Raw genomic sequence first — 19,706 nt, forward strand, 5'->3', positions numbered from 1 at the left:
GATCAGGCGATCTGTTCGAGCCGGTGGCCCATGCGGTGCCGTTTGGCCGCGAGGTAAGCCGTGTTGTGCTCGTTCGCCGGGGCTTCGAGGGTGAGGCGCTCGTTGATGGTCACGCCGCAGCCGGTGAGCGCGCGGCACTTGTCCGGGTTGTTGGTCAACAGCCGGACCGAGGAGACGCCGAGGTCGGCGAGGATCCACGCGGCGGCGGTGTAGTCGCGGCTGTCGACCGGGAAGCCGAGCGCGACGTTCGCTTCCAGCGTGTCCAGTCCCTGGTACTGCTGCAGCTGGTAGGCGCGGAGCTTGTGCCCCAGCCCGATCCCCCGGCCTTCGTGCCCGCGCAGGTAGACGACGACGCCGCGCCCCTCGGTGGCGATCGCCTCCAGCGCCATGTGCAGCTGCGCCCCGCAGTCGCAGCGCAGCGAGCCGAGCAGGTCACCGGTGAGGCATTCGCTGTGCAGCCGGACGAGCACGTCCCCGCCGTCGAGGTCGCCCATCGTCAGCGCCACGTGCTCGACGTCGCCGGACCGGTAGGCGCGGACCTGGAAGGTGCCGAGGTCGGTGGGGATGGCGGCCTGCCCGGTGCGGCGCACCGCGGGATCGCCGCCGTCCAGCCAGCGGACCAGGTCCTCGATGGAGATCATCGGAATGCCGTGGCGCGCGGCGAACTCGGTCAGCTCCGGGCCGCGCATCATCCGCCGCCGGTCCGGGGTGACGATCTCGCACAGCAGGGCGGCTCCGCTCAGCCCGGCCCGCCGGCACAGCTCCACTCCCGCTTCGGTGTGCCCGCGCCGCTGCCGCACCCCACCGGGCTTGGCGAGCAACGGCATGACGTGACCAGGCCGGGCGAGGTCGGCGGGCTGCAGGCCCGGATCGGCCAGGGCGCGGATCGTCTTCGCCCGGTCCTCCGCGCTGATCCCGGTGGTGGTTCCGTGCCGGTAGTCGACGCTGACCAGGAACGCGGTGCGCTGGCTCTCGGTGTTGTCCGCGACCATCAGGTCCAGCCCGAGGGCGTCCGCCCGGTCCTCGTCGATCGCGACGCACAGGAAACCCGAGGTGTGCTCCAGGAAGAACGCAACCTCGCCGGTGGTCGCGTGCTCGGCGGCCATGATCAGGTCGCCCTCGTTCTCCCGGTCCTCGTCATCGACCACGAGGACCTTCCCGCCTGCGGCGAGTGTGGCGAGGGCTTCGGCGACGTTCGACGAGGGCATGATCCACTCCTGCGTAGTGTTCACATATTGACCGTTATGTTCGAACAAGGTGACACGGGTCATCCTCGCCCGTCAACCCTCCGGCGGAAAAATTGCTTCTACGCTTGACGTTTCTCGGCTCTTGACGGTTCCCGGGACGAGAAGTCACAATGCTGCCGTGTTCATTTTATGAACATCTAGTTCAGGATTCCGACCACGACGGAGTGTCACAGTGCCTGAGGAAGTCGACGTCGCCGTGATCGGCGGCGGGATCGCCGGGTTGGTCGCCGCCCGTGAGCTGAGCGCCAAGGGCCTCCGGGTTCTCGTGCTGGAAGCCCGCGACCGGCTGGGCGGCCGCGTGTGGACCGACCACCGGCTGGGCCGCGACCTGGAGATGGGCGGCACCTGGCTGCACTGGGTGCAGCCGCACGTGTGGGCCGAGGTGACCCGCTACGGCCTCGCGGTGACCCGCGGTCCCCGCCCCGAGCAGGCGTACTGGCTGGCCGGCGACGAGGTCCGCACCGGCACGCTGGAGGAGTTCATGCAGCTCATCGACCCCGGCATGCGGCGCCTCCTGGCCGGCACCATGCGCTGGCTCCCCCGCCCCGCCGAGCCGCTCGCCGAGCCGGCACTGGCCGAGGTCGACGGGTTCAGCGTGCAGGACAAGCTCGACGAACTCGCCCTGCCGGCCGAGGAGTACCACGCCAACGAGGCGGCGTGGGTCGGGCACTTCAACGCTCCCCTCGCCGACGGCGCCTTCACCAGCGCGCTGCGCTGGACCGCCGCCACCGCAGGATCCTGGCACCTCATGCACGAGGCGTCGGCGGTCTTCCGGCTCGCCGGCGGCACCCGGTCCCTGGTCGACGCGATCGCCGCCGACGCCGGCGCCGAGATCCGCACCTCCACGGAAGTGCGCCGGATCGATCACGGGCCGGACCGCGCGGTGCTCACCACGGCCGCCGGTGAGCGGATTCGCGCGCGGCGGGTCGTGGTGACGCTGCCCCAGAACATCCTCGGCGACCTGGAGGTCTCCCCGCCGTTGTGCGCCGGGAAGCTCGCCGCGAGCAAGGAGAAGGCGGCATCGAAGGGCGTCAAGGTGTGGATCCGCGTGCGCGGGCCGATCGAGCCGTTCTTCGCCTATTCCTCGGCCGCCCATCCCCTGTCGGTCGTGCGCACCGAATACCTCGGGGACGACGACGCCGTCCTGGTCGCCTTCGGCGCGGACGCCGCCCGGATCTCGCCGGACGACTGCGACGCGGTGACTGCGGCGCTGCGGGTGTGGCGCGACGACCTCGACGTCCTGGACACGACCGGCCACGACTGGATGTCCGACCCCTATTCGCGGGAGACGTGGATGATGCACCGTCCGTACCAGGTCACCCGGTACCTGAACGCCCAGCAGCAACCGGAAGGCGTCCTGCACTTCGCCAGCAGCGACCACGCCGGCCTGTGGGCCGGCTTCATCGACGGCGCCATCGAAAGCGGGCTGCGGACCGCACGCGAACTCGCCACGCACCTCACCGGCGCACGCTGACCACCACCTGGTTGGAGGAACTCCCGTGATCACCTCACCTTCGACGATCGAACCCCGGCACTTCCGCGACGTGATGGGACACCTGCCCACCGGTGTCGTGGTCGTCGCCGGCCGCCGCCGGACCGGGGAGCCCGCGGGCCTCGTCGTCGGCACGTTCCAGTCCCTGTCCCTGGACCCGCCCCTGGTCAGCTTCAGCGTCGCGCTGACCTCCAGCAGCTGGCCGAAGATCCGCCCGGCAGGCCGGTTCAGCGCCAGCGTCCTCGCCGCCGGGCAGGAGGACGTGTGCCGGGCGCTGTCCAGCAAACGCGAGGACAAGTTCAGCGCGGTGGACTGGCACGAATCCCCGCACGGCACCCCGCGCATCTCCGGGGCGCACGCCTGGATCGACTGCGAAACCCGGCACGAGCTCGACGGCGGCGACCACGTCATCGTGATCGCCCGCGTCCGCCACCTGGAAGCGGGCGACGGCGACCCCCTCGTCTTCCACCGCGGGCGTCTCGGCGAAATCCGTTCCTGAAGCGATCGAAAGGAAGCTGGCATGACCACAGTGGACAGTGCGGAGCACGAGACACCGGCCGCGGAGGTCGACCGATGTCTGGACGCGGCGGCCACGGCGGCACCGGAGTGGGGGCAGTGGGCACCGCGCCCGCGCGCCGAGGCGCTCTCCGCGGTCGCCGACGCACTCGACGCCGCCACGGCAGACCTCGTCGCCGCCGCCGTGACGGAGACCGGCCTCCCCGAGGCCCGCCTCACCGGTGAGGTGAAGCGGACCACCGTGCAGCTGCGCATGTTCGCCGATCTGCTGCGCGACGGCTCCTGTCTCCGCATCGTCATCGACCGCAGCGACCCCGGATACGCCCTCGGCGCCCGGCCGGATCTGCGGCGCTGGCTGGTCCCGCTCGGCCCGGCGCTCGTCTTCGCCGCGAGTAACTTCCCGTTCGCCTTCTCGGTGGCCGGCGGAGACACCGCCTCCGCCCTCGCCGCAGGCTGCCCCGTACTCCTGAAGGCCCACCCCGGCCACCCCGCGACCTCGCGGCTCACCGCGGACCTCGTCCGCTCGGCACTGCTCGGTGCCGGGGCGCCGGAGGGCACCTTCGACCTGATCACCGGCCGCGGCGCCGGCGTGCGGGCGCTGCGGGACCCGCGCGTCGCCGCGGCCGCGTTCACCGGATCGGTCGCGGGTGGCCGGGCCCTTTTCGACATCGCCGCCTCGCGGCCCTCGCCCATCCCGTTCTTCGGCGAGCTCGGGAGCATCAACCCCGCGATCGTCACCCCGGAAGCGGCACGCGAGCGCGGCGAGCAGATCGCCGAGGGCTTCGTCGGATCGTTCACCCTCGGCGCGGGTCAGTTCTGCACCAAGCCGGGCGTGCTCCTCCTCCCCCGGGGCACCGGCCTGCCGGAGCGCGTGGCCGAGCTCGCCGACGGCGTGCCGCCCGCCCGGATGCTCACGACCGGCATCGCGCGGCGGTACCACGAGCGGCTCGGCGAACTGGCGAACGTGGCCGGTGTCAAGGTTCTGACGAGCGGGCGGGAACACGCCGATCCGTCCGGCATTCCCGCGGTCAGCCCGGCCCTGTTCCACGCGGGGCCGGTGCAGAACCTGCACGAGCACCGCGACGTGCTCCTGGACGAGAACTTCGGCCCCTCCGCGGTGATCGCGGAGTACGAAGTGGACGATGCCCTGCCCGGACTCCTCGCCGCGGTGGCGGGAAGCCTGACGGTCACGGTGCAGACGTCGAACCGTCCGGACGGGGAGGAACGGGCACGCCTGGCCGCGCTGGTCGAGGTGGCGGCGCGATGCAGCGGTCGCGTGGTGTTCAACGAATGGCCGACCGGGGTGGCGGTCACCCCGGCCCAGCACCACGGCGGTCCCTACCCCGCCACCACCGCCGTGTCGCACACCTCGGTCGGCACGGCGGCCATCGAGCGTTTCCTGCGCCCGGTGACCTACCAGAACGCCCCGGACGCACTGCTTCCGCTCGCGCTGCGGGACGCGAACCCGCTGGGGCTGCCCCGCATCGTCAACGAGCCCGGCGACTCCGGCCGCTGGCGGTGAGCCCGGAGGGGGGCACAGCGGCCGGCCAGTGACAGCTCGGCGTCGGCAGGTGGCGGGCCACCTGCCGACGCCGTACCCGACTCGTCACACGGACAGTTCGCGGCGCACGAAAGCCACCAGGACCTCCCGCATCACCGTCACCGTGATGCCCGGCGCTCCGGTCAGCACCTGGATCGCCAGGCCGTCGGTGAGGGCGCTCAGCCGCACGGCCACCTCGTCCGGGTCGACGTCGGCGGAGAAGGTGCCCTGCCGCTGGCCGCGGCGGACGATCCGCGCGATCGTGTCGTGCCAGCGCGCGTAGAAGGCGTTGTGCACCGGGCGCAGCTCCGGGTTGATCGTCGCCTCCGCCCAGAACTGCATCCACACCGACCACTCGTCGCGCACCACCCCGACCTTCGGCAGCTGCATCTCGATCAGCCGGAGCAGCCGCGCGTGCGCGTCGTCCAAGCGGCGCAGCTCCGCGCTCTGCCGTTCGAACGCGCGGTCCACCGCGCTACGCAGCGCCGCGGTGAGCACGTCGTTCTTGCCCGGGAAGTAGTAGTGCACCGCGCCGGTGCTGGTCCCCACCTCGCGCGCGATGTCGGCGACCCGCACGGCGTGGTAGCCGCGTTCGGCGATCAGCCGCGCGGCGGCGTCGAGGATCGCCGCGCGGCGGGCGTCCCGTTCCGGCTCGGCGGGCGGTGTGCTGGTGGCGCTCTCGGCCGCGGTGGGCACTCCTGGTCCTCCCTCTGCCGGTGTGCTGTCCCGGCCCCGATCTAACCACACCCCTCCAACTGACGCGTCAGTCAGACCACCGCGCGGAATCGGTCAAGGCCGGTCGACCCGGGCATATCCCCACTTGACCAGCGTTCTTCTCACCCAGACCCCGACCGCACCTCTTGACAACCACCCACACCATGCCGCTAACTGACGCATCAGTCAGACCGGTTGGAGAAGGGTGGGGCTCGATGACACTCAACGGGCAGGGGCACGAGGGCGTGCTCCGGCCGGACGCGCTGGCGGGGCGGATCGCCCTGGTCACCGGCGGCGGCACCGGCATCGGCCGGGCGACCGCGCTCGCGCTGGCGCGGTGCGGCGCCGGGGTGGTGCTGGCCGGCCGCCGCGCCGAGCACCTGGAGAAGGTGCGCGGGGAGATCGCCGAACTCGGCGCCCGCGCGCTGGCCGTGCCCGCGGACATCCGCGACGAGGAGCAGGTGACACGGCTGGTGGACCGGGCGCTGGCGGAGTTCGGCCGGATCGACGTGCTGGTCAACAACGCCGGGGGCCAGTTCGCCGCGCCCGCCGAGGAGATCACCGCCAAGGGCTGGCGGGCCGTGCACCGGCTCGCGGTCGACGGCAGCTGGGCGGTCACCCGGGAGGTCGCGGTGCGCGCGATGATCCCCGCGCGCACCGGCGTGGTGTTCTTCCTCGCCTTCTCGCCGCGCCGCGGCATCCCCGGCATGGTGCACGCGACCGCCGCCCGCGCCGCGCTGGAGAACCTCGCCGCGGGGCTGGCGCTGGAGTGGAGCCGCTACGGCATCCGCTCGCTGTGCGTGGCGCCCGGCACGATCGAGACCGAGGGCCTGCGCGAGAACTACCCCGCCGCCGACCGGGCGCGCTGGGCGCAGGCGGTGCCGCTCGGGCGGCTGGGCACGCCCGAGGAGGTCGCCGACGTGGTGGCGTTCCTGGCCTCGCCGGGCGGCCGGTACGTCACCGGGACGACGATCACGGTCGACGGTGGCGCGGACGCGTGGGGCACCGGCCACCCGGCGCCGGAGCCGGTGCGATGACCGCCGTGCTCCCCCGCGCAGGGCGGGACGCAGACGTGTTGTTCGACCCGTCGTCGGTCGCGGTCGTGGGCGCCAGCGACGACGAGTCGAAGTACGGCAACTGGATCGCGGTGCAGGCGCTGCGCATGCTCGGCCGCCGCCCGGTGCACCTGGTCAACCGCCGCGGCGGGACCGTCCTCGGCCGCCCCGCGGCCCGCTCGCTGGCCGAGCTCGCCGAACCGGTCGAGCTGGTGGTGGTGGCGGTGCCGGCGGCCGGGTTCGAGGCGGCCGTGGACGACGCCCTGGCCGCGGGCGCCCGCGCCGTCGTGGGCATCACCGCGGGCTTCGCCGAGCTCGGCGCCGAGGGCCCGGCGCTGCAGCAGCGGGTCACCGAACGGGTGCGATCCGCCGGGGCCGTCCTGCTCGGGCCGAACTGCCTCGGCGTCGCGGACTCGACCACCGGGCTCACCCTGGCCTCCAACCCGCTGCCGTCCGGCACGGTCAGCCTGCTGTCGCAGAGCGGCAACATGGCGCTGGAGCTGAGCGGGTTCCTCACCGGCCACGGGCTCGGGTTCGCGCGCTTCGCCTCGCTCGGCAACCAGGCCGACGTGGGCGTGGCCGACCTGATCCGCTCGTGCACCCGGCACGCGGGCACCGAGCTGATCGCGGTGTACTGCGAGGACTTCGGCGACGGCCGCGAGTTCACCGACGCCGCCGCGCAGGCCCGGCGGGCCGGCAAACCCGTCGTGCTGCTCACCGTCGGCGGCAGCGCGGCGTCGGTGCGAGGCGCGGCGTCGCACACCGGCTCGCTCACCTCCGACAGCGACGTCATCGACGCCGCCTGCCGCGCGGCCGGGGTCTACCGCGTGGCGACGCCGCGGGAGCTCGCCGACCTGGCCGCCACCCTGCGCCAGCAGGGACCGGTCGAGGTGCGCCGGGTGGCGGTCCTGGCCGACGGCGGCGGACACGCCTCGGTCGCCGCGGACGTCACCGAGGCCGCCGGCCTGGCGGTGCCCGAGTTCTCCGCGCGGCTGTCGGCCGCGTTGCGCCGCGAGCTGCCGCCGTCGGCGGGTGTGCGCAACCCGATCGACCTGGCGTGCGCGGGTGAGCAGGACATCACCTCGTTCACCCGGGTGCTCGAGGTCACCCTGGCCGAACCGGACACCGACGCGGTCCTGATGACCGGCTACTTCGGCGGCTACCGGGAGTACGGGGAGCGGCTGGGCGCCGGGGAGCTGGCCACCGCGCACCGCATCGCGGACCTGGTGCGCGGGCAGGGCAAGCCGGTGGTGGTGCACACCATGCGCGCGGACAGCCCGGCGGCGCGGGCGCTCGCCGAGCGCGGGGTGCCCGTGTTCGGTGCCGTCGAGCAGGCCCCCCGCGCCCTGGCGCTGCTCGGGTCCGCCCCCGCCCCGGAAGCCCCGGCCGCGGTGCCCGCACCGGCCGAACCGGTCACCGACGACGGCTACTGGTCGTCGCGGGCGCTGTTCGCCGCCGCCGGGGTGGCGTTCCCGGACGGCGCCCGCGTCACCACCGCCGCGGAGGCGGTGGCCGCGGCCGAGCGGATCGGCTACCCGGTCGTGCTCAAGGCCGAAGGGCTGCTGCACAAGTCCGACGCCGGCGGTGTCGCACTGGGACTGTCCACAGCGGACGAGCTGCGGGCGGCGCTGGCGGACATGCACGCCCGGCTGCGGGCGCCCGGCTACACCGTCGAGGCGATGGCCGACCTGCGCGACACCGTCGAGCTGATCGCCGGCGTCCGCCGGGACCCGCGGTTCGGGCCGGTCGTCATGGTCGGCCTCGGCGGGGTGTTCACCGAGGTGCTCGCCGACGTCGCCTTCGCACTCGCCCCGGTGGACCAGGCCGGTGCCGAGCAGCTGCTGCGCAGCCTGCGCGCCGCCGCGTTGCTGACCGGCGCCCGCGGCCGCCCGCCGGTCGACGTGCCCGCCGCCGCGCGGGTCGTCGCCACGATCAGCGCGCTCGCCGCCGCCCACCCCGAGATCGCCGAGCTGGAGATCAACCCCCTGCTGGCCGCGCCCGGCCGGGTCACCGCGCTCGACGCCCGCATCGTCCTCGCCGACGACTGACACCAAGTTTCCCGACACCGGAAGGATCACGATGGATTTCGCCTACTCCCCCCGCCTGGCCGAGCTCAAGCAGCGGGCCGCCGACCTCACTGCCAAGATCATGCCGTACGAGGACCAGTGCGAGCGGGAGAACGGCCTGCCGCCCGAGGCGCACGCCGCGATCCGGCAGGAGGTCCTGGCCAGCGGCCTGCAGGCGATCAACACCCCGGTCGAGTGGGGCGGGGCCGGCCTGTCCGTGCTGGAGCAGGTCGTGGTGCAGGACGAGCTGGGCAAGCTGACCAACGCGCTGTGGGACACGGTGTGGCGGCCGGCGAACCCGCTGGTGCACGCCACCCCCGAGCAGCGCGAGCGCTACCTGGTGCCGGACGCGCGCGGCGACCGCCGGGACGCGGTGGCGATCACCGAGGCCGACGCCGGGTCCGACCCGTCCGGGATCGCCACCACGGCGGTCCGCGACGGCGACGGGTACCTGCTCAACGGCGAGAAGTGGTTCGTCACGGTCGGCGACGCGGCCGACTTCCTGCTGGTGCTGGCGAACGTGCCGGACGGCGGGCCGACGATGTTCCTGGTCGACACCGGCACGCCGGGGGTGCGGATCAAGCGGGTGCCGCGCTACACGCACACCTTCGTCTACGAGCACCCCGAGTTCACCTTCACCGACGTGCGGCTGGGCGCGGACGCGGTGCTCGGCGGTGTCGGCCAGGGCTACGAGCTGACCCGGGACTGGTTCACCGAGGAACGGCTGATGATCGGCGCCCGCACGATCGGGGCGGCCGAGCGCGCGCTCACCCTCGCCACCGACTGGGCGCGGGAACGGGTGCAGGGCGGGGTGCCGCTGATCGAGCGGCAGCTGATCCAGGGCATGATCGCCGATTCGGTGGTGGACATCGCCACCAACCGGGCGCTGACCCACCAGGTGGCGTGGGAGTTCGACCAGGCCGACCTGGACGACCCGACGGTGCGCAAGACGTTGCACGCCAAGGCGGCCACGGTCAAGCTGGCCGCGTCCGAGGCGGCCAACCGCGTGGCCGACCGCTGCCAGCAGATCTTCGGCGGCCGCGGCTACATGCGCGAGTACCCGGTCGAGCGGCTGTGGCGGGAGCTGCGGGTGGACCGGATCTGGGAGGGCACCTCGGAGATCCAGCGCCTGGTGATCGCCAACCACGTCGCCAAGCGCGGCCTGGGCTCGCTGGTCACCTTCCCGGAGGCGGAGTGACCGGGCCGGACGCCGGCGCGGTCGGGGTGACGACGGCCGGCGGCATCGCCGTCGTCGCCCTGGACCGGGCCGCCAAGCGCAACGCCCTGTCCACCCACCTGGAGTCGCGGCTCGCCGAGGCGCTGCGGTCACCGTCCGTCGTGGACTCCCGCGCGGTGGTGATCACCGGCGGGGCGGCGGTGTTCTCCGCCGGCGCGGACGTCACCGAGCTGCGGGAGATGACGCCGGCCGCGATCGCCGCCTACTACCGCGCGTCCGGCGCGGTGTACGAGGCGGTCGCGAACCTGCCGCAGCCGACGGTCGCCGCGATCACCGGCTACTGCCTCGGCGGCGGGCTGGAACTCGCGCTGGCCTGTGACCTGCGGGTGGCCGACGAGCGGGCCGAGTTCGGCTTCCCCGAGATCGGGCTCGGCATCCTGCCCGGCTCCGGCGGCATCGCCCGGGTGGTGCGCGAGCTGGGCCCGGCCCGCACCCGCGACCTGGTGCTGCGCGGCCGCCGGTTCGGGCCCGCGGAGGCGGCGAGCTGGGGTCTGCTCACCGAGGTCGTGCCGGCCGGGGCGCATGTCGACCGCGCCCGCGCGCTCGCCGCCGGGCTCGCGGCCGCGCCACCCCAGGCACTGGCCTGGACCAAGCAGGTCATCGACGCCGCCGCCGAGTCCTCGCACCGCACCGCGCTGCTGCTGGAGCAGCTGGCCTACGCCGCGCTCAACCGCACCTGACCTTCACCCCACCGGAGGAGTCATGGACACCGTCGTCAACTCCCGGAACACCCCGCCACGCCCCGGCGGCCTGCGGGGCATCGAATCCCGCTCCATCGACTACGTACCCCTGCGCGAACGGCACGGCAAGGCCTGGCACCTGTGGCCGGTGTGGTTCACCGGCGACGCGCACCTCGCCACCGTCGCCACCGGCGTGCTGGGGATTTCGATGGGGTCGAATCTGCTGTGGACCGGGATCGCCATCGTCGCCGGCTGCGCGTTCGGCACGTTCTTCATGGCGTTCCACTCCTCGCAGGGGCCGCAGCTCGGGCTGCCGCAGATGATCCAGTCCCGCCCGCAGTTCGGCTACCTCGGGGCGCTGCTGGTGTGGGTGGTCGCGCTGGTCACCTACCTCGGCTACAACGCGTTCAACCAGCTGCTCGCCGGGGAGGCGGCGCACCTGTTGTTCGGGGTCGACCCGACCGTGGCCTACCTGGTGTTCACGGTCCTCGCCGTGCTGCTGGCGGTGTTCGGCTACGACTGGATCCACAAGGCGCAGCGGTGGCTGGCGTACGGGTTGCTGCTGGTGCTGGGTGTGTTCAGCGTGGGCATCGGGTTCACCGGCGAGATCCCGGCCGGGCAGTTCTCCGCGTCCGGCTTCCACGCCGAGGCGTTCGCCATCCAGTTCTTCGTCGCCGCGGCCTACCAGCTCAGCTGGGCGATCTACGTGTCGGACTACTCGCGCTACCTGCCGCGCACGGTCGGGGTGCGGGCCACGTTCTGGTGGACCTACCTCGGCGCGCTGATCGGTGGCGCGTGGATGATGCTGGTCGGCGCGGTGGCGGCCTCGCTCAACGCCGGGCTGAACACCTCGGAGGCGATCCACCAGGCCGGGAACGCGATCTTCCCCGGGTTCGGGACGGTGCTGGTGGTGCTCGCGCTGCTCGGGCTGATCACCATCACCGGGCTGAACTTCTACGGCGCGTCGCTGACCCTGCTGTCCATTGCGGACTCGGTGCGGCCGGTGCGGTCCAGCCGTGCCAAGCGGATCGTCACGCTGGTGGTCTGCGCGGTGCTGTCCACTTCGGTGGCGCTGTCGGCGTCGGCGAACTTCCTGCACGAGTTCGAGCACTTCCTCGGCGTCCTGCTGTTGTTGTTCACGCCGTGGACCGCCATCAATCTGGTGGACTTCTTCTGGGTGCGGCACACGCACTACTCGATCCGGGAGATCTTCAACCCGCGCGGCATGTACGGCCGCTGGGGCTGGCGGGGCCTGCTGGCCTACGCGATCGGGTTCGTGGCGATGCTGCCGTTCGTCAACTCCGCGGTCTACACCGGACCGGTGGCGCGGCTGCTCGGCGGCACCGACATCGCGATGCTGCCCGGGCTGGTCGTGTCCGGCGCGGTGTACCTGCTGGTGTGCCGCAGCCTGGACACCGCGGCCGAGCGAGCGCTGATCGCCCGCGCGGACGCCGATCTGGAGACGGCGGAGGTCCGCTGATCCCGTCCGGCGGCGAGTACTTCCCGGTGCTCGCCGCCGGGCCGGGGTTCGCTCCGCGTCCGGGCGGCTCCGGCTCCGGGTGGAGTAGCCTCGATCGCGGCAGCGGCGAGAGGGGATCCGGATGGCGCTCGACGCGGTGGACGAGCCCGGCCGAAGATCCGGCGAGGCCCTCGTCCGCGAGGTCACCGCCGTGGCGGCTCAGGCCACCATCCTGCGCCGGGTCCTCCTCGGCTGGGTCCGCGGCCGCGGGCTGCCGCCCGAGCTGGCCGCCGACCTCGAACTCGCCGCCTACGAGGCCATGGCCAACGTCGTGGACCACGCCTATCCCGACGGCACGCACGGCACCATGACCGTCACCGCCCGCCACGATCCCGGCGCGATCGTGGTCTGCGTCGCCGACACCGGGCGATGGCGCGACGGGCTCAGCGATCCCCTGCGCGGCCGCGGGCTCCCCCTCATCCGCGCCCTCGCCCCCGAAGTCACCGTCACCAGCACCTCGACCGGGACCACCGTCACCATGACCTGGCCCTGGAAGGCCGCCTGACCGCACATCCCGGCTCGTCCCGCCGTCCTTCGAGCGAGTGAAAGGTGCCTCGGCTCCAAACCGAAGCCCGTCCAGCTCCGAATCCGCGCTCGTGACCGCTGTCACACCTGCCGGCGCGGTGCTACGCGCCGGCAGGGTCTTCGAACGGAGCACGATGTTCGGCCAAGACTACGTCGCCAAGATCATCCACCGGAGCGCGGAGACGCCCGCGGACCGGCGGCGCTTCCTCCGCAGCGCCGGCCTGGCCGGCCTCGGTGTCGTCGGTGCCGGCGCGCTCGGCTCGCCGGGCTTCGCCTCGGCCGCCACCGCGGCACGCACCCGGCAGGACGCGCAGCAGCTCAGCGATGCGTCGGTCCTGAATTTCGCGTTGAACCCGGAGTACCTGGAAGCCCAGTTCTACCTGCATGCGGTGCGCGGAGAGGGCCTGCCCGAGACGTTGCGGACGGGACGCGGGAACCAGGGGCCGGTGACCGGCGGGCGCCGGGTGCGGTTCCGTTCCAAGCGCATCCGGCAGTACGCCGAGGAGATCGCGGGCGACGAGCTGGCGCACGTCCGGTTCCTGCGCAGCGCACTGGGCTCGGCGGCGGTCGCCCAGCCGGCCATCGACGTCCAGACCAGCTTCACCGCGGCAGCACAGGCGGCCGGCATCGTCCGGCAGGGCCGCACGTTCGACCCCTACGCCTCGGAGGAGAACTTCCTGCTGGCCGCGTTCCTCTTCGAGGACGTCGGCGTCACCGCCTACAAGGGCGCCGCACCGCTCATCCAGAACAAGACCTACCTCGAAGCGGCCGCCGGCATCCTCGCCGCCGAGGCCTACCACGCCGCCAACATCCGGACCTCGATCCTGGAAACCGGGGCGAACGTGTTCGGCGCGGGCGTGCTCAGCCGCAATCTCGACGACGCGGCGAACAAGCTCTCCGACGCGCGCGACAGCCTCGACGGAACCACCGATCTGGACCAGGGCGTCCGCGACGCCCGAGGCAACGCCAACATCGTGCCCACGGACCAGTTCGGCGTCACCTACAGCCGTAGCGCCGCCCAGGTGCTCAACATCGTCTACCTCACCCCCGGGCAAACCACCCGCGGCGGGTTCTTCCCCAGCGGTGTCAACGGCGAAATCAACACCAGCGCCGGCAACGCCTGATCGCCTCCCGCCAGGCCCGGCCGCGCCTCCGGGTGCGGCCGGGCCCCGCGGCATGCGCACTCGCGGAGGTCAGGCCGATGCCGTGAACGACACCGCGCCCGCGGCGAGCGCGCCGGTCTCCGCGGCGCGGCGCACCTGCGTGGCGGCGTGCCCGCGACCACCGGATTCCCCTTCACGCAGCCCGAAACCCGAACCCACGAACACCAGCACGACGCCGCGCCCGGCCGCGACCTCCACCCAGTTCCCGGGAACATCGAGCACCGCATCCGCGAGCAGCGGCTGGAAATGCGGCCACTCGAGCGTCAGCTCACCCCGCCTGGTCACGTGCATACGCCACCCCGGCGCCGCGTGGAGGGGCAGATGGTCCAGATCCGTCGTCAGCCGCACCCCGCGCGCCAGGACGACCCGGAACAACGCATCTCGCACCACCGTCGCGCCGGACCGGGCACCCACCTCACCCTCCATGAACAGCGCCGCGAACACCACGCCGCGGTGGTCCCACAACGACGCCTGCACGTGCAGCCGGCTGACACTCATGATCCGGAAATCCCTGCTCGGCGAGGCGCGAACCGCCCTGCCGGTCAACCCTCGTTCGTCACGAACGCCAGTCGGGTTTGGTGGCCCCCGCCGGTCCGGGTCACCCCGTGCGCAGCTCGCCAAACCGGAGACGGCGCCACCACGAATACCCGGGTGAGCCAGGTACTGGCCGCTCCGCAGGAACAGGACACCACGATGGACGTCTCCACGATGCGTCAGCCCGCCGTGTGGCTGGCGGGCCGCTGTCCCACCGCCCCGAGCCGGGCCACCACCGTCCGGGACGACCAGGGACGCAGGTGGCACCTCGGCGGCGACCAGTGCTGGCACACCGACGACGACCGGCACCACACGACGTGGCGGGACCTGTCCGGCCGTACCGATCTCGTCGAAGTGCCGATCACCCCCGCACCGTGATCCGCCACGCCGCCGGCCCGCCACCGATGCGGGGACCGACCGGCACGGGCGGGTCGGACTGCCGGGCGGGCGTCGCCACACCCTCGTCGGTGTGGTTCGCCCAGGGGCCCAGGTCCAGCAGCAGCTGGATGTCGCCCAGCGCCGGGCCGTCAACCCGGCTGGGCACCGTCGTGGTCGCCGGGTGTCAGCCGCAGCTGGTCGGCCAGCAGCGCGGCCTGAACGCGGTTGTCCAGCCGCAGCTTCGCCAGGATGCGGGAAACGTAGGTCTTGACCGTGGACAGGCTCATGTAGAGGCGTTCGGCGATCTGGGTGTTGTCCAGGCCGAGCCCGACGTGGCCGAGTACCTCGCGTTCACGCTCGCTGAGCAGGTCGAGCCGCTCGGCGGCGTCCGGGAAGGCGGTCGCCGCGGCGGTGGTCCTGGCGGAGAGGCGCCGGAGGATCCGCTTGCCGAGTTCGATGTTCAGCACCGCGGCGCCTCCGTGCACCGCCCGGACCGCGCTGATCAGGTCCTTGGGCGTGAGCTGTTTGAGCAGGAAACCGTCCGCGCCCGCCGTCAGCGCCTCGATCATGAGCTGGTCGTCGTTGAAGGTGGTCAGCGCCAGTACCAGCGGTGGCCGCGGGTCCTTCTTCAGCTGCGCGGTGGCGGTCACCCCGTCCACCCGGGGCATGCGCAGGTCCATCAGCACCACGTCCGGCCGGTGCTCGCGGCAGGCCACGACCGCCTCGGCACCGTCCGCCGCCTCACCGATCACCTCGATGTCCTCCGCGGACTCCAGGATCGCCCTGGTCCCGGCGCGGATCAGAGCCTGGTCGTCGACGACGAGCACCCTGATCACGATGTCGATCGTCCCATCGGCTCCCCGGCCTCGCGACCGCCCGGCGACAGCGGCAGGTCGGCCTCCAGCACGAACCGGCCGACGTCGGCCGAGGAACCGGCGGTGAGGCTGCCGCCGGCCAGCGCCGCCTCCTCGGCGAGCAGGCGCAGGCCCCGGCCCGTTCCCGGAAAGGAGGGCCGGTCCTCCGGCGCGACCGGGCTGGACACCGTCAACCGCAACCGGCCCGCCGCCTGGGTGAGCCGGATGTCGGCTCGCGGCGCACCGGCGTGCCGCAGCACGTTGGTCAGCGCTTCCCGCACGATGCGATAGCACAGGTCCTCGCCGGTCGAGTCGCACACGGGCCCGGCCGCCGGCGAGTAGGCCACCTCGACACCGAGCGACCGGTAGTCCCGCACCAGGTACTCGATGTCTGCGATGCGGAACCCGTCGGCCACCCCGTCGATCTCCCCGATCGGGGTGGACAGCACGTCGAGCACCTCGCCGAGCTGCCCGATGGCCTTCTGGCCGACGCTCACGATCAGCTCGCTGCGCCGCCGGATGGGCTCGGTGACCGCGGCGTCGACGCTGATCGCGCCCGCCATGCTCACCATCACCGTGACGTGGTGGCCGACGCCGTCGTGCATCATCGACGCCAGCCGCGCCCGTTCGGTCAGGCTCCGCTCCCTGAGCGTGCTCTCCCGGAGCCGTCGCTGCCGTTCCGCCGACTGCGCGGCGTGCCGCTCGCGCTCGGTCAACGCCTCCTCGAGACTGTTCTTCGCCGCGCCCATCGCCAGCGGCGCCACCGCGGCGAGGGACCAGTAGACCAGCCCGTCGAGCCCGCTCGACGGCAGGCTGGTCTCGAACTCGAACAGCCGGCCGGGGCCGGTGACCGGCTCGAAGAACAGCTGGTGCGCGGGCCAGACCAGGAGCAACCCCATGCAGGTGACGGCGAGCGCCCAGCGCCGTCGCCGGGCCAGCGAGTAGGTCATCACGTAGTTCGCGTAGGGCAGGTTCGTCATCAGGAACGTGGCGCAGGCCACCACCGTGGCCGCCCAGTCGTACTCCCGCCGCCACCGCCCGACCACCACCGCGCACAACGCCGCGACCGCGGCGTAGACCGACAGCGACACGGGAGCGGTGCGGTGCAAGCCGGTCAGCAGCCCCACCGCCGCGGGACCGGCGATCACCAGCGCAGCCATCGCGTCACGCGGTCGCCGGGACCGGAACAGCTGCTGCCAACGCTCCATCACCTCCCCCATCGAAACAGCTCACCGCCGCCGGGGCGACTTCCACGGCCTCGATCGAGTGGCGCGTCGACCACTTCGTCAACCGGGGGCTACAAGACGGCGTGAGCCGTCACCCCAGGACGACGCGAACCTCCCCCCGGCTGAGCTGTGCTGGAGGAGACCAACCGCCCCTGACCTGGAGGAACCGATGACCGCGATCCTGCCGCAGACCGACCGACCGGCCACCCGGCGGCCTCCGCTCATCGCCGGCGCGGCACCGCGCTCCGGCGGCGTCGCACTGATCCTCGCGACGCGGCCGGAAATCTTCAAACTCGCCCCGGTCCTGTGCCGGCTCGGCCGGCGGGCCAGGGTGGTGCGGCCCGGGAACCACTCCCCCAGCGCACTGCCCAACCCGGAGTTCGGCGGCGGCACCGGGACCGGATCCCGGAGCTTCCGGGTCGCGGGGGCGCTGGAACAGCTGACCCGGCTCTTCGCCGCCGACCGCCCCGAGGTCGTGCTCGTGCACGGCGCGACCGACACCGCGCTCGCCGGCGCGCTCGCCGCTCATTCGCACGGCATCCCCCTGGTGCACGTCGAGGCCGGGTTGCGCAGCCACGATCTCGCGCTTCCCGAGGAGCGCAACCGGGTGCTCGCCGACCGGGTCTCCGACGTGCTCTGCGCGCCGACCCCGGTCGAGGTCGGCAACCTCGAAGCCGAGGGACTCGGGGGCCGGGACGTGCGGCTGACCGGCACCACCACCGCCGAGGCCGTGCACCACCGGCTCATGCCCGGGCCGGACCGGATCAACGTGCTGCGGAAGTGGGGACTCCAGCCGGACGGATACGTGCTGGCCACCCTCGACCGGCCGGAGAACACCGACGACGAGGAAGCGCTGTTCGCGATCGCGAACCAGCTCTCCGGAATCGCCGACGCCGGATACCCGGTCGTGCTGCCCGTCGACCCGCGAACCAGGGCCGCGGTGATCCGCGCCGGTGTCCTGGCGTCCGCGATGAACCTGCGCGTGGTGAACCGGCTCTGGCACTCCGAGTTCCTCGCGCTGGCCAAGCACGCCGCGCTGCTGGTCTCAGACTCGGGATCGGTGCAGGAGGAAGCCACCGTGCTGAAGCGGCCGATCCTGGTCGTCCGGCGATCCACCGAACGCCCGGAGGTGCTGCGGGACTTCGGCAAGCTCGTGCGGCCGCACGACGACATCGCCGGGATCGCGCTGGACTGGCTCACCGACGGCGTCGAGTGCCGCGCCAGGCTCGCGGACACGCCCTCCCCGTTCGGGGACGGGCGCAGCAGCGAGCGCATCGCCGACGCCGTCCACCACTTGTCCCTGCTGAACCGCTGAAGTAGCGCGGTCTCGATGCCCCGGGCGCCTCCCGGCAGCGTGAACCGGGAGGCGCCGCCGGCTGCCAAGGTGTGCGTCGTTGCCTAGGGTGGAAGCGCGAGCCGCCGATCACGGACCCGAAACGGTCGCGGCAGCGCACAAGGGAGGAACCGGATGCCGCAACAGCACGCGTCGACGCTGGACGGACACGACCCGCGCCGGCCGGTGCCCGCGCCGTTACCCGAGGACGAGGACGCGAGGCTGGCCGCGGTGCGCCGCTACGACGTCCTCGACACCCCACCGGACGGGGCGTTCGACCGGGTCGCGGCGATGGCGGCGCACCTGTTGCAGGTGCCCGTGGCGACCGTGTCGATCGTGGACGAGAACCGGATCTGGTTCAAGGCCGCCCACGGCCTGGAGGGAGTGCCCGAGATCGGCCGTGACCCCGGGTTGTGCGCCTCGGCGATCTGCCAGGACCAGGCGCTGGTCATCCCCGACACGCTGCGCGATCCCGTGGCCGCGGGCAATCCGCTGGTGACCGGTGACCTCGGGGTGCGGTTCTACGCCGCCGCGCCGATCACCACCGCCGACGGCCACCGCCTGGGCACCGTCAACGTGCTGGACACCCGGCCCCGCGTGATCACCCCCGAGGACACCGCGATCCTGACCGATCTGGCCGCGATCGTCATGGACGAGCTGGAGCTGCGCCGGGCGGCGCTGCGCGCGGTGCGGGCCGAACGGTTGCTCCGCCAGGCCGAGACCACTCGCGCCGAGACCGAACAGGCCGCGCGGGAACGGGCCGAACGCGATGCTGCCGCCATCGCCGCGTACGCCGCGACACTGCAGCAGACCCTGCTGCCACCCGCGCTGCCGTCGATCCCGGGCGTGGAGCTGGCTTGCCACTACCACCCCGCCTCCCGGTACGAGGTCGGCGGGGACTTCTACGACGTGTTTCCGCTCGACGACGGCCGATGGGGGTTCTTCCTGGGCGACGTGTGCGGCAAGGGCGCCGAGGCCGCCGCGCTGACCTCGCTGAGCCGCTACACCCTCCGCGCCGCCGCCCACCAGCACGTCGACGACCCCCTCGCCGTGCTGGCCACGCTGAACGCCGCGCTGCTCGCCGACCCGGCCGTGGGGAGCCGCTTCTGCACGGTCCTCTACGGCACCATCACCCCCGCCGACGACGAGAGCGGGGGTACCGTGGTCCGCCTGGCCGGTGGTGGACATCCACCGGCGTTCCACCTGATCCCCGCCCCCACCGGGCACGGCGGTGCGCGGGTGCACCCGGTGGAACTGCACGGCAGCACGCTCGTCGGCGCCCTGCCCGACGCCCGGTTCGTCGCCACCACCGTGCTCCTGCGCCCCGGCCAGGCGCTCCTGCTCTACACCGACGGCCTGTCCGAATCCCGCGACGCCGACGGACGGCTGCTCGACATCGACGGCGTAGCCGCCTTCCTGGCCGCCCGCACCGGCCCCACCACCGCGGCCGCCCTGGTCGCCGACACCGTCGCCCTGCTCACCGGCCTGCCCCACGGCCTGGACGACGACGTCGCCCTGCTCGCCCTGGCCGCCACCACGACCGAGAGCGGGCTGGCGGTCACGAACACCGGCGCACCGGGCCGGGCCGCCCAGGAGCGCTGACCGTCACGACCGGACCACCGCACGG

Annotated in this window: 19 protein-coding genes; 13 read left to right on the forward strand and 6 right to left on the reverse strand. The window is 73.0% G+C overall.

Features of this window, described 5'->3' with window-relative positions:
- Window positions 1-2: 2 nt before the first annotated feature.
- Window positions 3-1,208 carry a GTP cyclohydrolase II gene (gene ribA, locus D0D28_RS11375; protein ID WP_116110548.1) on the reverse strand — a complete coding sequence of 402 codons (1,206 nt, stop codon included), beginning with the start codon at window positions 1,206-1,208 and terminating at the stop codon, window positions 3-5.
- Window positions 1,209-1,419: 211 nt separating this feature from the next.
- Here ribA and D0D28_RS11380 point away from each other — a divergent pair, with 211 nt between their 5' ends.
- Genes D0D28_RS11380 through D0D28_RS11390 form a run of 3 tightly spaced genes read left to right on the forward strand, consistent with a single transcriptional unit; the run spans window position 1,420 to window position 4,777 of the window.
- On the forward strand, window positions 1,420-2,721 hold the full coding sequence (locus tag D0D28_RS11380; protein ID WP_116110549.1) for a flavin monoamine oxidase family protein: 1,302 nt from the start codon (window positions 1,420-1,422) through the stop codon (window positions 2,719-2,721).
- Window positions 2,722-2,746: 25 nt separating this feature from the next.
- A complete protein-coding gene (locus D0D28_RS11385) occupies window positions 2,747-3,238 on the forward strand; it encodes a flavin reductase family protein (protein ID WP_233156970.1) in 492 nt (163 codons plus the stop codon).
- A 21-nt stretch (window positions 3,239-3,259) separates the two neighbouring features.
- On the forward strand, window positions 3,260-4,777 hold the full coding sequence (locus D0D28_RS11390) for an aldehyde dehydrogenase (NADP(+)) (RefSeq protein WP_116110550.1): 1,518 nt from the start codon (window positions 3,260-3,262) through the stop codon (window positions 4,775-4,777).
- A gap of 84 nt (window positions 4,778-4,861) precedes the next feature.
- Here D0D28_RS11390 and D0D28_RS11395 read toward each other — a convergent pair whose 3' ends face one another.
- Window positions 4,862-5,491 carry a TetR/AcrR family transcriptional regulator gene (locus D0D28_RS11395; RefSeq protein ID WP_094002604.1) on the reverse strand — a complete coding sequence of 210 codons (630 nt, stop codon included), beginning with the start codon at window positions 5,489-5,491 and terminating at the stop codon, window positions 4,862-4,864.
- Between the two features lie 233 nt (window positions 5,492-5,724).
- On the opposite strand from D0D28_RS11395, the gene D0D28_RS11400 reads away from it, so the two are divergent.
- The 7 genes from D0D28_RS11400 (at window position 5,725) to D0D28_RS11430 (ending at window position 13,715) form a co-directional block, all read left to right on the forward strand.
- The gene (locus D0D28_RS11400; protein WP_116110551.1) at window positions 5,725-6,546 is read left to right on the forward strand and encodes an SDR family NAD(P)-dependent oxidoreductase; all 822 of its coding nucleotides are present in this window, start codon (window positions 5,725-5,727) and stop codon (window positions 6,544-6,546) included.
- Complete coding sequence (locus D0D28_RS11405) at window positions 6,543-8,612, forward strand: acetate--CoA ligase family protein (RefSeq protein ID WP_116110617.1); 2,070 nt, start codon at window positions 6,543-6,545, stop codon at window positions 8,610-8,612. The genes D0D28_RS11400 and D0D28_RS11405 overlap by 4 nt, the downstream gene beginning before the upstream one ends.
- Before the next feature lie 31 nt (window positions 8,613-8,643).
- Entirely contained in the window at window positions 8,644-9,828 is a 1,185-nt protein-coding gene (locus D0D28_RS11410) for an acyl-CoA dehydrogenase family protein (protein ID WP_116110552.1), read from the forward strand.
- Window positions 9,825-10,547: an enoyl-CoA hydratase/isomerase family protein gene (locus D0D28_RS11415; RefSeq protein WP_116110553.1), complete on the forward strand. Its 723-nt coding sequence runs from the start codon at window positions 9,825-9,827 to the stop codon at window positions 10,545-10,547. Before D0D28_RS11410 ends, D0D28_RS11415 begins: the two co-directional genes overlap by 4 nt.
- Window positions 10,548-10,569: 22 nt before the next feature.
- Window positions 10,570-12,027, forward strand: coding sequence for a purine-cytosine permease family protein (locus D0D28_RS11420; protein WP_116110554.1), 1,458 nt, complete (start codon window positions 10,570-10,572; stop codon window positions 12,025-12,027).
- A 121-nt stretch (window positions 12,028-12,148) separates the two neighbouring features.
- Window positions 12,149-12,571: an ATP-binding protein gene (locus tag D0D28_RS11425; protein WP_094002599.1), complete on the forward strand. Its 423-nt coding sequence runs from the start codon at window positions 12,149-12,151 to the stop codon at window positions 12,569-12,571.
- 154 nt (window positions 12,572-12,725) lie between these two features.
- Complete coding sequence (locus D0D28_RS11430; RefSeq protein WP_116110555.1) at window positions 12,726-13,715, forward strand: ferritin-like domain-containing protein; 990 nt, start codon at window positions 12,726-12,728, stop codon at window positions 13,713-13,715.
- Between the two features lie 69 nt (window positions 13,716-13,784).
- Here D0D28_RS11430 and D0D28_RS11435 read toward each other — a convergent pair whose 3' ends face one another.
- Entirely contained in the window at window positions 13,785-14,252 is a 468-nt protein-coding gene (locus D0D28_RS11435) for a hypothetical protein (protein ID WP_116110556.1), read from the reverse strand.
- Between the two features lie 153 nt (window positions 14,253-14,405).
- Here D0D28_RS11435 and D0D28_RS11440 point away from each other — a divergent pair, with 153 nt between their 5' ends.
- Window positions 14,406-14,666 carry a hypothetical protein gene (locus D0D28_RS11440; RefSeq protein ID WP_094002596.1) on the forward strand — a complete coding sequence of 87 codons (261 nt, stop codon included), beginning with the start codon at window positions 14,406-14,408 and terminating at the stop codon, window positions 14,664-14,666.
- On the opposite strand, the gene D0D28_RS11445 is transcribed toward D0D28_RS11440, so the two are convergent.
- From D0D28_RS11445 to D0D28_RS11455, 3 genes are read right to left on the reverse strand one after another with little or no spacing between them, the layout of a single operon-like run.
- Window positions 14,650-14,832, reverse strand: a complete 183-nt coding sequence (locus D0D28_RS11445) for a hypothetical protein (protein ID WP_116110557.1) — start codon at window positions 14,830-14,832, stop codon at window positions 14,650-14,652. The two genes, D0D28_RS11440 and D0D28_RS11445, sit on opposite strands and share 17 nt — an antisense overlap.
- The gene (locus D0D28_RS11450; RefSeq protein WP_094002594.1) at window positions 14,816-15,502 is read right to left on the reverse strand and encodes a response regulator transcription factor; all 687 of its coding nucleotides are present in this window, start codon (window positions 15,500-15,502) and stop codon (window positions 14,816-14,818) included. The genes D0D28_RS11445 and D0D28_RS11450 overlap by 17 nt, the downstream gene beginning before the upstream one ends.
- Complete coding sequence (locus D0D28_RS11455; RefSeq protein ID WP_116110558.1) at window positions 15,499-16,740, reverse strand: sensor histidine kinase; 1,242 nt, start codon at window positions 16,738-16,740, stop codon at window positions 15,499-15,501. The genes D0D28_RS11450 and D0D28_RS11455 overlap by 4 nt, the downstream gene beginning before the upstream one ends.
- A 175-nt stretch (window positions 16,741-16,915) precedes the next feature.
- Here D0D28_RS11455 and D0D28_RS11460 point away from each other — a divergent pair, with 175 nt between their 5' ends.
- Both D0D28_RS11460 and D0D28_RS11465 read left to right on the forward strand, forming a co-directional pair.
- A complete protein-coding gene (locus tag D0D28_RS11460; protein WP_116110559.1) occupies window positions 16,916-18,061 on the forward strand; it encodes a UDP-N-acetyl glucosamine 2-epimerase in 1,146 nt (381 codons plus the stop codon).
- A 153-nt stretch (window positions 18,062-18,214) separates the two neighbouring features.
- On the forward strand, window positions 18,215-19,681 hold the full coding sequence (locus D0D28_RS11465) for a PP2C family protein-serine/threonine phosphatase (protein WP_116110560.1): 1,467 nt from the start codon (window positions 18,215-18,217) through the stop codon (window positions 19,679-19,681).
- Window positions 19,682-19,706: the final 25 nt, after the last annotated feature.

The sequence above is a fragment of the Amycolatopsis ruanii genome, from assembly GCF_003385175.1.
In the GTDB taxonomy this organism is placed as follows: Bacteria; Actinomycetota; Actinomycetes; order Mycobacteriales; family Pseudonocardiaceae; genus Amycolatopsis_E; species Amycolatopsis_E thermalba.